Origin of the sequence: Yersinia sp. KBS0713, assembly GCF_005937895.2 — a bacterium.
Taxonomy (GTDB): Bacteria; Pseudomonadota; Gammaproteobacteria; order Enterobacterales; family Enterobacteriaceae; genus Yersinia; species Yersinia bercovieri.
In genome coordinates this window covers 393,750-407,052 of record NZ_CP042173.1, presented here as the reverse complement: position 1 = coordinate 407,052, position 13,303 = coordinate 393,750, and the positions used below count along the sequence as shown (strand labels likewise).

Genomic DNA, 13,303 nt, shown 5'->3' with positions numbered 1-13,303 from the left:
TGCCAAGTACAAAGAAATTACCCAAAGTAATTGGTGCTACAGCTAGGCAGCAAGCGAACGCATCCCGATGAGCTGACTCACGTCAGTGATTCGGGTGGGTGAGAGCAGCTAACAACGCTGTAGTGCCAAGTACGAAGGGTATGGAGAAGATATGGAAACAAGATTCCTACAGGCAAACAAAGAAGCACGCTGGGCCTTTGGCCTAACGCTGGCTTATTTAGCGGGCTGGATAATAACCGCTTATTTACCGGGTAATATTCCTGGAATGACTGGCTTACCCGCTTGGTTTGAAGCCGCCTGTATTGCACTGCCGCTGCTGTTTATCGGGCTATGTTGGCTGATGGTGCGCGTGATTTTCCGCGATATCCCACTGGGGGACGACAATGCAAACTGATGTCATCCTGCCATTAGTGGGCTATTTGGCGATGGTATTTGGCTTATCTATTTACGCTTATACTCGCCGCCAAACCGGGAATTTTCTCAATGAATACTTCATCGGCAATCGCTCGATGGGGGGATTCGTACTGGCAATGACCCTAACCGCCACCTATATCAGCGCCAGCTCATTCATTGGAGGGCCAGGTGCGGCCTATAAATATGGACTCGGCTGGGTCTTGTTGGCGATGATCCAACTGCCCGCGGTCTGGTTGTCTTTGGGCGTGCTAGGTAAGAAGTTTGCTATTTTGGCGCGCCGCTATAATGCCGTGACCCTCAACGACATGCTGTACGCCCGCTATCAGAGCCGCTTACTGGTGTGGCTGGCCAGCCTCAGCCTACTGGTGGCGTTTGTCGGGGCCATGACGGTGCAGTTTATCGGCGGTGCGCGCCTGCTGGAGACCGCAGCCGGGATCCCTTACGACACCGGCTTATTGATCTTCGGCATCAGTATCGCGCTCTATACCTCTTTCGGTGGCTTCCGCGCCAGTGTGCTGAATGACGCCCTGCAAGGGCTGGTGATGCTAATTGGCACCATTTTGCTCTTGGTGGCGGTGATCCATGCTGCCGGTGGCCTGCATAAAGCGGTCGAGACGTTGCAACATATCGATCCGGCGCTGGTTTCCCCGCAGGGGGGCGATCAGATCCTTGATGTGCCATTTATGGCCTCATTCTGGATCTTGGTCTGCTTTGGGGTGATAGGTCTGCCACATACCGCCGTGCGATGTATTTCGTATCGTGATAGCAAAGCCGTGCATCGCGGCATCATTATCGGCACCATTGTGGTGGCAATCCTGATGTTCGGTATGCATCTGGCCGGCGCCCTGGGGCGGGCGATCCTGCCGGATCTGAAGATCCCCGACCAAGTGATCCCAACACTGATGATCACCGTTCTGCCTCCGTTTGCGGCGGGGATCTTTTTGGCGGCACCGATGGCGGCGATAATGTCGACCATCAATGCCCAACTGCTGCAATCCTCCGCCACTATCGTGAAAGATCTGTACCTCAATCTGAGGCCGGCAGAGTTGAAAAATGAGGGTAAATTGAAGCGCATCTCCAGCATGTCGACACTGATCCTCGGGCTATTGCTGCTACTTGCGGCATGGCGTCCACCAGAGATGATTATCTGGCTGAATCTGCTGGCCTTTGGTGGCCTGGAGGCGGTATTCCTCTGGCCATTGGTGCTGGGGCTGTACTGGGAACGCGCCAATGCCCACGGAGCCCTTAGCTCAATGATTGTCGGTGCGGTATGCTATACAGTACTGGCCAGTTTCAACATTAAAATAGCCGGCCTGCACCCGATAGTACCTTCGCTGGTGCTCAATCTGTTGGCGTTTTATATCGGTAATCAGTTTGGCGATCGCGCACGAAAGCGACAGCCCGTTACCGCCAGCGCTGAATAAATCGCTATATACCGCTATTATTTACCTAAACCTATACTATTTACCGAAACCTAATTGAGAAAAACCGATCCCAAAACGCAAGTTAAGGATCGGTTTTGGAAGAGAAAAGCTATGCCTTGGATCCAATTGAAGTTAAACACCACCGGCAATCAGGCCGAATCTCTGGGCGACGCGCTGATTGAGAGTGGCGCAGTCTCTGTCACGTTTCAGGATACCCACGATAATCCGGTGTTTGAGCCGCTGCCGGGCGAAACTCGCCTGTGGGGCGATACCGATGTCATCGGTCTGTATGATGCCGAAACCGATATGGCCGAAGTGGTTACCATGCTGGAATACCACCCGCAGCTCGGCACCGGTTTCATCCATAAGATTGAACAGTTGGAAGATAAAGATTGGGAACGTGAATGGATGGATAACTTCCACCCGATGCGTTTTGGCGAGCGCCTGTGGATCTGCCCAAGCTGGCGTGATGTACCCGACCCAACCGCAGTGAATGTGATGCTCGACCCCGGTCTGGCGTTTGGCACCGGGACTCACCCGACCACCGCGTTGTGCCTGCAATGGCTCGACGGCCTCGATCTGGCGGGTAAAACCGTTATCGACTTCGGTTGCGGCTCTGGCATCCTGGCGATTGCGGCGCTAAAACTCGGTGCAACGCACGCTATCGGCATTGATATCGATCCGCAGGCCATTCAGGCCAGTCGCGATAACGCGCAGCGTAACGGCGTTTCAGAGCGTTTGGCGCTATATCTGGCAAAAGACCAACCGGCTGACTTATCCGCTGACGTGGTGGTTGCCAATATTCTGGCAGGCCCGCTACGGGAGTTGGCACCGCTGATTAGCGTCTTGCCGGTTGCTGGCGGCCACCTTGGCCTGTCAGGGGTGCTGGCAACACAAGCTGCGGGTGTCGCTGAGGCTTACGAGGATATGTTCACCCTCGACCCAGTGGCTGAGAAAGAGGAGTGGTGTCGCATTACGGGCGTACGTAAGCCATAGCATAGCCAGCAATATCCCCTGCTGTTGTTATGAGATAACAGCAGGGGTTCTCTCCCCCATTCGAAATAGCACTTCCCGGCACCTTAGCGCACACTATTTTTAGCCAAAATGAGATGCTCGACACATTTGTATCTGTGCTTTATCGTTGATTTGATGAATAAATCAGCACTTTCGACCAAGATTATGTGGCGGCACCAGTCAATAATGATGTTGTTTAGTAGAAAACACTAAAGCGCACAAATTAACCAGTTAGCCTTAAAGTCATGTTATATATGAACAAATAATTAATTAGCCAAGATTGAGTCGCAATTTGCTGCTCTTTTTTCATCAATTGGTCAAAGTTTGGCCTTTCATCTGGGCGCAAAAATGCGTAATATACGCGCCCTTACGGACACAGTGTGGTCATTCTTTGTCTATGCGTATTGGACACTTCCAGCTTACAAATTGCCTGATTGCCGCCCCGATGGCCGGTATAACAGACCGCCCCTTCAGAGCGCTATGTCATAGCATGGGGGCTGGAATGGCAGTATCTGAAATGCTCTCCTCAAATCCTGAGGTATGGCGGACGGATAAGTCGCGTTTGCGCATGGTTCATAGTGATGAGCCTGGAATTCGTACCGTGCAAATTGCCGGTAGCGACCCAGATGATATGGCGGCGGCTGCCCGAATCAATGTGGCAAACGGCGCCCAAATCATTGATATCAATATGGGATGTCCGGCCAAGAAAGTGAACCGCAAGCTGGCAGGATCTGCATTGTTGCAGCATCCCGATCTGGTCAAACAGATCCTCTCCGCAGTCGTCAACGCGGTAGATGTGCCAGTCACGCTGAAGATCCGGACGGGTTGGTCGCCAGAACACCGTAACTGTATAGAAATTGCCCAACTGGCCGAAAATTGTGGTATACAAGCCCTGACGATTCATGGCCGAACTCGTTCTTGCCTGTTTAATGGTGAGGCGGAATATGACAGCATTCGGGCAGTTAAGCAGACTGTCACCATTCCCGTTATCGCGAATGGTGACATCACTGACCCGCATAAAGCCAGAGCGGTGCTCGACTACACTGGAGCTGATGCTCTGATGATAGGACGTGCCGCTCAGGGAAGACCTTGGATCTTCCGGGAAATCCAGCACTACCTGGACACTGGGGAGCTGCTGCCACCGATGCCACTTGGCGAAGTGCAGCGCTTGTTAAACGGGCATATACGGGAATTGCACGACTTTTATGGTCCAGGCAAGGGATTTCGTATTGCACGTAAGCACGTCTCTTGGTATCTCCAGGAGCACGCCCCTAACGACCAGTTTCGGCGCACATTCAACGCCATTGAGGATGCCAGCGAACAGCTGGAGGCGTTGGAGGCATATTTCGAAAATCTTGCGTAAACAGAAAAAAGAGCTGACAGAACTATGTTCGAACAACGCGTAAATTCTGACGTACTGACCGTTGCAACCGTAAATTCACAAGATCAGGTGACTCAAAAGCCTTTGCGTGACTCGGTTAAACAAGCACTGAAGAACTATTTTGCTCAACTGAATGGTCAGGATGTGAGTGACCTGTATGAGTTGGTACTGGCTGAAGTTGAACAGCCATTGTTGGACATGGTGATGCAATACACCCGTGGCAACCAAACCCGCGCTGCCCTGATGATGGGCATCAACCGTGGCACGCTGCGTAAGAAATTGAAAAAATACGGCATGAACTGATACTAGTCAGTTAAGTTGTTGTTTAAAAAGGCGTTATCCTTAATCGGTTAGCGCCTTTTTTGTTGGGATAATTCTATGCCCACTGCTGTGAATTTATTCGCCAACCGCTACCCGATTACGCCCCTGCTGTTTCGCGCGGTATAGCGCTGCATCAGCCAGTTTTAGCGCATCTTCTGGCATACCTTCGCCGCTCCAATAGGCGACGCCCAGTGAAATCGTGATGGGCCGAATGTTCGCTATCGCCATCATTGCCACATTGTGGCGCAGCCGATTGGCAACCTGTGTCGCTACATCAAGTGTCGTACCTGGTAGCAACATCAGAAACTCTTCACCGCCGCTACGGCACAGGATATCGGTATCGCGAGAGCTATCACGGATCTGAGTCGCCAGCTGTTTGATCACCTCATCACCGATATCATGCCCATAGGTGTCATTAATCAACTTAAAGTGGTCAATATCCAACGCAATAACTGAAAAGTGCTGTCCGAGTTGTCCGATAGGCTCAAGGGCGGTGGCCAATCCCCGCCGGTTATACAGGCCCGTCATCGGATCGGTTTGCGCCTCAAATTTCAATTTGCCAATTTTCTTTTGCAGTAAACTGATGCCTATCAACATCGCCCGTTTGAGTTGTGTGGACTCGAAATACCATGATGGTATCTCTTTGATACTGAAAGCGATATCTGGTTTATCCATATCATTGGCACTGCCCGCCAGTAACCACAACGGGCGGGCAATCAGGCGAGATAGCAGCCAAACCCCCAGCAAAGTGAGTAACGCCAGCGGCGCGATATGCCCCAAACCCTTAATCATTAGCCCTTCTAACGGCTTCAGGGTTGATGCCTCAGGCCGCAAGGTAATAATTTCCCAACCGGATGGCTCCACGACAGCGTAACCCGCCAGCATCGACTCACCACTGGTATTGCTCACCATCAAACTGCCATTACTTGCCGTTTTCACGGCCTCAGTGAGTGGTCTCGGCGAGAGTATTTCCCCGACACGGTTTGCATCTCGGTGGTAAAGGATGCGCCGATCACTGTCCAGCACCACAATATAGGAGCCATCGCGATAGTAGTGCTCGCCCAATAGCTCATTTAATATACTCTGCTTACGCAGATAAATGGTCCCGCCAATATAGCCACGATAGCGCCCATCCGGCGTGATAATCGGGGTTGATATATTGACGACCAGATTATTAGCTGCCGATAAATAGGGCTTACTGATTAGTGGGCGGCGCAATTTTAGCGCTTCCACCGCCCCCGGTGAGGTTAGGGTTTGCCCCAGCAACTGGAGACTATCTGGCGATGTGGCACGGATAACACCGTGCGCATCAGTGATGACCACCGAGTTAAAGTTGTCGGTCTGGTATTTTAGCCGGGCAGTTTCTGCTTGCAGAATGGCGGGATCATCAAAATGTCTGGCGGCAATCATGCCGCTGTAATAAAGCTGCTTTTGCGCACTTCTCAGAAAAATCTCGGTACTGGACGCCAGCTTGGTGGCATAAACACGATTGGCTTCCAATGTGTTATCAATCAATAGCTGCCGCTGCACCCGATAACTGGCATAAAAGCTGTTCGCCAGCGTCACAAACGCACTCATCAGAGCCAGAATAAGGATTAGGCGACCTAAGTCGAGGCGGAAAATCTTGGTAGAAATAATCGAGCGTGACAAGACAGCATTCCTGAAGCGGTAGAAAGACCCTATTAAGCAATGACGGTAGCATGAAAAGAGAGCAAGAACTCGCCTATATATAGGCATAGGCTCAATATTTATCTCCTCAGATCAATCGTTATCACGCTATAGTCATTATCAACGGCTATCTATAGTTAAAATAGCTGGCGTTTCAGCACGGCAGCAGACGAATGAACTCCGATGAGCGGATGAAAATCAGTAAGTTGGAAGAGCAAGCTGCAACGTCAAATAAGAAGGGTATGGCTGACTCATACCAACAATTAGGGGTTAATTATGAAAAAGCTGGTCATTGCCGTAGCGCTCGCAACAACTGTATTAAGTGGATGTGCCAACAACAGCACATCATCTGGTGATACTTTCACTGCCTCTCAGGCACGACAAGTTCATACCGTAACCTACGGGACGGTTATCTCTGCACGTCCGGTCACCATTCAGGGTGGCGATAAGAATAACGTAGCTGGTGCCATTGGCGGTGCTGTAGTGGGTGGATTCCTGGGGAATACTATTGGCGGTGGCCGTGGTAATAGCCTGGCAACCGCGGGTGGTGTGGTTGCCGGTGGTATGGCAGGTCAAGGCGTACAGAGTGCGATGAACCGCAGTGAAGGTGTGCAGTTGGAAATACGCCGAGATGATGGCAGCAACATTGTCGTGGTACAGGCGCAAGGCCCTACCCGTTTCGGTGCAGGCCAACGCGTGATGATTGCCAGCGATCGTAGCGGTACAGTGACGGTTTCTCCTCGCTAAAACTCAATGCCGGAGGTTATCCTCCGGTATTTTGCGGCCTAATGACAGAAAATAGGTTAAAATTTAGCATCATTTTTAATTGACCTAACAGCCTGTTTAGTCACATAAAATCACCATTTCACTGCACAATTACAGCTGAAAAACCCATTCACATTAGTTATGGCAGTCAAATATAGTGTTGCCACGAGAAATGTATTGTGGTTAAATAGCGTCATCGGTTTGGAACACAGACCTTATGAAAGCAGTTTTAGTAAAGCAGTCCTCAGTTCAAGCGCTATCCATAGATATCCCTTCTCCGTGAGTCTCCTCCTAAGTGCCCATAAGTTATCCTCTGAAAGACAGACCACGTTCGCTGCAATATTGTGGCAAAAAAATAATTGAAGGAAATATCTCTATGTCTAATAAAATGACTGGTTTAGTAAAATGGTTTGACGCTGGTAAAGGTTTTGGTTTCATCACTCCTGCTGACGGCAGCAAAGACGTGTTCGTTCACTTCTCTGCTATCCAGAGCAATGATTTCAAAACCTTAGATGAAGGCCAAAAAGTTGAGTTCTCTATCGAGAACGGCGCTAAAGGCCCATCAGCGGTAAACGTAGTCGCTCTGTAATACAGTGTGATTCTGGGTGTTGGCAACCGACAGCGATGACGGTTTAACCCGAGCAGTGTTGCCAACACTCAAGTAAGAAAGCAGTACCCGGTTGACAGTAACATTTATGCAAGCAGTTTTAGTAAAGCAGTTCCCCGTATTAGCGTTATCAGACAGATACCACTTCTCCGCGAAATTCCTTCTAAGTGCCCCATAAGTTGTACCCAAGCCTATTCGCTCGCCTATGGCGGCAATCAAAAATAATTGAAGGAAGTATCTCTATGTCTAATAAAATGACTGGTTTAGTAAAATGGTTTAACGCTGACAAAGGTTTCGGTTTCATTTCTCCTGCTGACGGCAGCAAAGACGTGTTCGTTCACTTCTCTGCTATTCAGAGCAATGATTTCAAAACCTTAGAAGAAGGCCAAAACGTTGAGTTCTCTATCGAGAACGGCGCTAAAGGCCCAGCGGCAGCAAATGTTGTTGCTCTGTAAGAGTTAATACCAGATGAATGATTTACGATAGCGATGAAGGAGATAGCCCTGAGCAGTTAAATCATTCTGAATAAAAGACCCGCCTTGGTGCGGGTTTTTTTGTTGCTCAAAATATGACACTACACATAATAATATAAAATAGCTAATATGCTAAAAAGGTAATATTTGCTAAGCAAAGTTAACATATTCGGTGTTATTTCCTCCTATCTCGTTAATCTGCCGTATTTATCTATTCGACCCTCTCAGTTCATCTGTCGACTTGGCTATTAATGTGAAATCATCTTGTTTTAACAGATAAAATTCTGTTGTTTATAATTAAAAAAGTAAAGTAATCGATAAACTTTGTCTGAATTACCCTCATCAGAACAATATATTTCCCCCACCAATCACCGCACTCCGTACAATATAAAAATGACTTTGATCAAAATGGTGAAGTTATTTTGTCTATACAGTTAATTCATATCTTTACAGCCTTAATAATTTAAGCACCACCTGTTGTTATCGGTGGTGATTAACACTGTATATATAATTGTATCAAGGTAAATAATCATGTCGATATTCAAAACACGTCTGGGAAGAATGCTACTTATTCTCTTTATTGGGGTAGGTATCTGGTTTAGTCCAGTGCCGGAATCCGTTGACCCACGCGCCTGGCACCTCATGGCGGTCTTTGCGGCGACGGTTATTGGCCTGATCCTCTCGCCATACCCCTTGGGGGCGATGGCAATTTTCAGCCTGACAGTGGTTGCGGCCACCGGGCTGCTGAGCATCAAAGAGGTGCTCGCCGGTTTTGCCGATCCCACCATCTGGATGATTGCCTGCGCCTTCTTTATCTCACGCGGTTTTATTAAAACCGGTTTTGGTCGCCGAGTCGGTTACTTGTTTATCAGTAAGTTAGGTCACAGTTCATTGGGTCTGGCTTACGGTTTGGTGCTGACTGATCTACTGTTTGCCCCCGCCATGCCCTCTACCTCGGCCCGTTGTGGTGGCATCATCACTCCGCTGTTTCGCTCCATTTCGGAGGCCTATGAATCTACCCCGGAACGCGGCACCGAACGCAAAATCGGGGCATTTCTGGTGCAATGTATCTTCCAGTGTAATGCTATTACCTGTGCGATGTTCCTGACCTCAATGGCCGGTAACCCGATGATCAGTAAGCTGGCGGGAGAGATGGGCATTACCATCACCTGGACCAGTTGGGCGCTAGCCGCCATCGTCCCCGGCTTAATCTCTCTGGCAGTCATCCCCTTGTTGCTCTACCGCTTCTACCCGCCAGAGCTGAAAAAAACGCCGGAAATGCGGGCGCTGGCGCTGGAGAAACTGAAAGAGATGGGGCCGATGAGCCGCAATGAGTGGATTGTTTTATCCGTCTTTATCGGGCTGGTAACCCTGTGGGTGAGTGGTGCGACATTGAATATTGATGCCACCATGACCGCCTTTATTGGCTTAGCCATTCTGTTATTGAGCGGTGCACTGACGTGGGATGATGTGATTGCCGAGAAAGAGGCGTGGCACACCGTGATCTGGTTTGCGGTGCTGCTGACACTCGCTAGCCAATTGAATAAATTGGGCTTTATTACCTGGTTTGGCTCCTCCATTGCCGGTTCGGTGCAGGGAATGAATTGGATTCCGATGATGGGTATTCTGCTGCTGGCGTACTACTACAGCCACTATATGATGGCGAGCGCCATCGCCCATATCAGCGCCATGTATGCCATTTTTGTTTCTATTGCTATTGCGGCGGGAGCTCCGCCCATGCTGACCGTGCTGGTGTTCGGTATGTTCAGTAACCTGTATATGGCGACCACTCACTACTCCGGCGGCCCTGCCCCTATCTTGTTCGGCTGCAATTTTATCCCGCTGGCGACATGGTGGAAAATTGGCTTCCTGATAAGTCTGGTGGTGATCCCTATCTGGTTGATTATCGGCAGCGCCTGGTGGAAAGTGCTGGGTTTCTGGTAACAGCAAACTGTTTAGAAATACCGCGCAGTCACACTGGCGCGGTATTTTTGTCTACGGTTTGCCGACGAGTGCCCGTCACTTATTGCGGTTTACGTAACTCAATACCGACATCCCCGCCGGGATGCACCGCCAGTAAGCTCTCTTTGGTAAATCCACTGCGGGCCATCAGGCAGATACAGATGGCATCAAACAGCGCCAGCACCAAAACGATAGAGGTGGTCGCTAACATATTTAGCGGGTCAATCTCTTGCTTCACATGGGTTTTTAGCACCAAGGCGGAGACTTGCGCGATTGCCGACTGTTCGTTCTCGGTCACGCTAATGATCTTCACCTGCTTACGTTGCAGTGTGGGGAGCAGGCGGGTCAGCTCGTCAGAATTGCCGCCTCTGGAGATCAGAATGATAATATCCTGTGCGCCGAGAAAACCCAGATCCCCGTGGGCGGCATCGGTGGCATTCAGGTAGATCGCAGGTTGCTCCACGCAGGCCAACATATGCGCCACTTTTCGCGCCGCGATACCTGATGTTCCTACTCCCGTCACTGCAATTTTGCCACGACACTCTGCCAGCGCATCCAACACCTGCAACCACACCTGCTGATCGACACTCTCCTTTAAGGCCGCCAACTCGCGGCTGTAGGTCATCCATGCCTCGCTGGCGGTCTGCCATTCATCACTCTGGCTCATACCTCCTCCCGCATCAATTCCTGATAGCGCAGATGATCGTGATACATCTGGTGGAACACGCGATATTTGCGATCGTAATAGGCTTTGATTTTATTGGTTTGCGGCGTAACGGTTTTCCCAATGCGGCTCATGGCAGCCATCGCCTCCGGCAGTGACTCAAATACCCCGGCGGCGACTGTGCCCATCATGGCACTGCCCAGCAACATCGCTTCGCTCTCTTCCGGCAATAACATGGCGCAGCCGGTGGCATTGGCGTGCTCCTGCACAAAAATGGGGTTTTTCGTGCCGCCACCGCTAGCCATCATGGTGTCAATGTTATAACCGTTCTGATTCATGGTTTCGATGATATGCCGTGTCCCCAATGCCAGCGCCTGGATGGTGGCGAGATAGCGCAGCGCCATATCCTCCGGCGTGGTGGAGAGTTTCAGGCCGGTAATGATGCCGGTCAGATTCGGGTTGGCGCGCGGTGAGCGATTGCCGTGGAAATAGGGCAGCATATGAATATCATTGGTTAGGAAGGCGATATTTTCCGGCTCCCCCGCCAATTGGCGCAAAATATGATTCAGCGCCTCATAGATAGTCTCCCCCTTGCTTTTGGCTTGCGCCAGCAGCTCTGGATAGCACGGATGTGACTGAATAATATGGTCAATCAAAGCCCCCGTCGCTGACTGCCCGCCCTCATTGAGCCAATATTCCGGTAGGATAGCCGAGTAGTATGGCCCCCAAATTCCGCCAATAAAATGCGCCGAACGTGACATCGCCATATGAGCCGTCGAGGTGCCGCCGATCAGCGCAATTCGCCGATCAAAGTTGGCGTTCTCGCCCGTCACACCACTGGCACCGAGGATACCAATGGTGCCCGCGTGGGCATCAATAATCGAAACACTGACGGCAGTGCCGGGGATCAGGCCCATTTCCGATGCCGCTCGCTGGCTTAAACCACGCCCCAAAGGTTCCCCCATCGGCTTAACTGTAGCCCCAATTTTGGCCGCATTGTTATCCAGCAAATCGCCTAGCCCCACCTGTTTGAAATAGGAGGGGTCCCAGCGATCTTCATGGCCCAGATAGGTCCACTTGCAGACCGTGGAACAGAGCGAGCGAGTTTCATCTTTGGTCGCACGCCAGGTCAGAAAGTCAGGCAGATCAAACAGATGACCGACATTGCTCCAGGTGGTGGGCATATGCTGCTTCAGCCACAGCAGTTTTGGCGTCTGCATCTCCGGTGAAATCACCCCGCCGACAAACTCCAGCACCGGGTGCTTGGTGGCATTGATTCGTTCCGCCTGAATAATCGCGCGGTGATCCATCCAGACAATCACATTTTGCTCGCTGCGCCCTGATGGGCTGACAGTCAACGGATTACCCTCTTTATCCAGCACCACCAGCGAACAGGTGGCATCAAACCCCAGCCCTTTGACCTGAATCGGGTTGATATCGGCCTGGCTCACTGCATCGCGCACCGCATTACACACCGCCAGCCAGATATTATCGGATGACTGCTCAACAAAATCTGCCTTGGGCTTAAACATGGTGATTTCACGGCTAGCCTGCCCGACCATGCGGCCCTGCAAATCGAATACTCCGGCTCTTGCGCTGCCGGTCCCTACGTCTACGCCGATAAAGTAACTTGCCATTGTTTTGTCCCTCAATTCTTAAGCTTTACGATTCTGTAATGCGATAAAGAGGATCAGCACCCCACCCCATAACGCCATGGTCAGGTAGCTACTCACCCCCAGCAAATTCAGGCCACTTTCCAGTAATTGCAGCACCACCAGTGCTAAGATCAGGCCGATAATGCGACCAAAGCCGCCATCTGGGTTAATCCCGCCCAGTACCGAGGCTAGAATAGTCACCAACAGATAGGACTCGCCATAACCGGCTTTGGCTGAGTTAAATTTCGCCATCATCAAAATGGCCGCCCCCCAACCCAACAGGGCTGACAGGATATAGACCGCGACCTGCACCCGATGGGTGTTCACACCACTAAAGCGGGTCGCCTGCTCATTGGAGCCGACCAGATAGATACTGCGCCCCAGAGTGGTGTGTTCCAGCAGTACCCACAGCCCCGCCGACACCAGTAAAAATAGGATCATCGCCACCGGAATACCGGCAATATCACCGCTGCCAATGTACTGAATCACTGGCGGAAAACCTGAGATCACATCACCATTGGACAATAAGATATTGAGGCCAGTAATCAGTGTCATGGTGCCCAGGGTCGCCAGAATAGGCGACACACCGACGACCGAGATCAGCAGCCCATTCAAGGTGCCAATCGCCACCGCCACTAACAATCCCGCCACCAACGCCAGCAGCAGAAACAGCGGTTGATCGGGGTGACTGACAATAATGGCCGCCATCACTAACGCGCAGGCATTGGCACCCGCAATGATGGATAAGTTAATACCGCCCGTCAGCATGGTCAGCCCCATTCCCAGCGCCAACATGCCTAAAATCGGCAACTGCGATGAGATCGACTGGAAGTTACCCAAGCTGAAAAAACGCTGCCCCAGGGTCAATGAGAAAGCCAACATCACCGCCAGCAGAATCAACAGTTGCAGCCGGATAATGCGGTCATCGGGGATAATTCGGTTTATCCAGGTCATA

The 13,303-nt window shown here is 50.9% G+C and carries 13 protein-coding genes; 9 read left to right on the top strand and 4 right to left on the bottom strand.

Translation table 11 applies throughout. The features are described 5' to 3' along the window. The first annotated feature begins 151 nt into the window (after positions 1 to 151). The 5 genes from FFE93_RS01850 (at position 152) to fis (ending at position 4,536) form a co-directional block, all read left to right on the top strand. A complete protein-coding gene (locus FFE93_RS01850; RefSeq protein ID WP_005271356.1) occupies positions 152 to 394 on the top strand; it encodes a YhdT family protein in 243 nt (80 codons plus the stop codon). After that, positions 384 to 1,838 carry a sodium/pantothenate symporter gene (gene panF, locus FFE93_RS01845; protein ID WP_057648828.1) on the top strand — a complete coding sequence of 485 codons (1,455 nt, stop codon included), beginning with the start codon at positions 384 to 386 and terminating at the stop codon, positions 1,836 to 1,838. The genes FFE93_RS01850 and panF overlap by 11 nt, the downstream gene beginning before the upstream one ends. Before the next feature lie 111 nt (positions 1,839 to 1,949). Then, a complete protein-coding gene (gene prmA / locus FFE93_RS01840; protein ID WP_032896618.1) occupies positions 1,950 to 2,834 on the top strand; it encodes a 50S ribosomal protein L11 methyltransferase in 885 nt (294 codons plus the stop codon). Between the two features lie 415 nt (positions 2,835 to 3,249). Next, positions 3,250 to 4,215: a tRNA dihydrouridine synthase DusB gene (gene dusB / locus FFE93_RS01835; protein ID WP_138774716.1), complete on the top strand. Its 966-nt coding sequence runs from the start codon at positions 3,250 to 3,252 to the stop codon at positions 4,213 to 4,215. 24 nt (positions 4,216 to 4,239) lie between these two features. After that, entirely contained in the window at positions 4,240 to 4,536 is a 297-nt protein-coding gene (gene fis / locus FFE93_RS01830; protein WP_002210061.1) for a DNA-binding transcriptional regulator Fis, read from the top strand. A gap of 93 nt (positions 4,537 to 4,629) precedes the next feature. Here fis and FFE93_RS01825 read toward each other — a convergent pair whose 3' ends face one another. Then, positions 4,630 to 6,192: a sensor domain-containing diguanylate cyclase gene (locus FFE93_RS01825; RefSeq protein WP_049602658.1), complete on the bottom strand. Its 1,563-nt coding sequence runs from the start codon at positions 6,190 to 6,192 to the stop codon at positions 4,630 to 4,632. Between the two features lie 306 nt (positions 6,193 to 6,498). On the opposite strand from FFE93_RS01825, the gene FFE93_RS01820 reads away from it, so the two are divergent. The 4 genes from FFE93_RS01820 to FFE93_RS01805 all read left to right on the top strand — a co-directional run bounded on the left by FFE93_RS01820 (position 6,499) and on the right by FFE93_RS01805 (position 10,011). After that, on the top strand, positions 6,499 to 6,969 hold the full coding sequence (locus FFE93_RS01820) for a glycine zipper 2TM domain-containing protein (protein WP_004875750.1): 471 nt from the start codon (positions 6,499 to 6,501) through the stop codon (positions 6,967 to 6,969). A gap of 394 nt (positions 6,970 to 7,363) precedes the next feature. Beyond that, a complete protein-coding gene (gene cspA, locus FFE93_RS01815) occupies positions 7,364 to 7,576 on the top strand; it encodes an RNA chaperone/antiterminator CspA (protein ID WP_005163090.1) in 213 nt (70 codons plus the stop codon). Between the two features lie 260 nt (positions 7,577 to 7,836). Next, entirely contained in the window at positions 7,837 to 8,049 is a 213-nt protein-coding gene (cspG, locus tag FFE93_RS01810) for a cold shock protein CspG (protein ID WP_005271336.1), read from the top strand. 549 nt (positions 8,050 to 8,598) lie between these two features. Continuing rightward, positions 8,599 to 10,011 carry an anion permease gene (locus FFE93_RS01805; RefSeq protein WP_049602640.1) on the top strand — a complete coding sequence of 471 codons (1,413 nt, stop codon included), beginning with the start codon at positions 8,599 to 8,601 and terminating at the stop codon, positions 10,009 to 10,011. A gap of 79 nt (positions 10,012 to 10,090) precedes the next feature. Here FFE93_RS01805 and FFE93_RS01800 read toward each other — a convergent pair whose 3' ends face one another. From FFE93_RS01800 to FFE93_RS01790, 3 genes are read right to left on the bottom strand one after another with little or no spacing between them, the layout of a single operon-like run. Beyond that, entirely contained in the window at positions 10,091 to 10,696 is a 606-nt protein-coding gene (locus FFE93_RS01800) for an SIS domain-containing protein (RefSeq protein WP_032896606.1), read from the bottom strand. Then, the gene (locus tag FFE93_RS01795; protein ID WP_005271327.1) at positions 10,693 to 12,330 is read right to left on the bottom strand and encodes an FGGY-family carbohydrate kinase; all 1,638 of its coding nucleotides are present in this window, start codon (positions 12,328 to 12,330) and stop codon (positions 10,693 to 10,695) included. Before FFE93_RS01795 ends, FFE93_RS01800 begins: the two co-directional genes overlap by 4 nt. An 18-nt stretch (positions 12,331 to 12,348) precedes the next feature. Beyond that, positions 12,349 to 13,302 (bottom strand): ABC transporter permease, encoded by a 954-nt coding sequence (locus FFE93_RS01790; RefSeq protein WP_005271323.1) that lies wholly within the window; start codon positions 13,300 to 13,302, stop codon positions 12,349 to 12,351. Position 13,303: the final 1 nt, after the last annotated feature.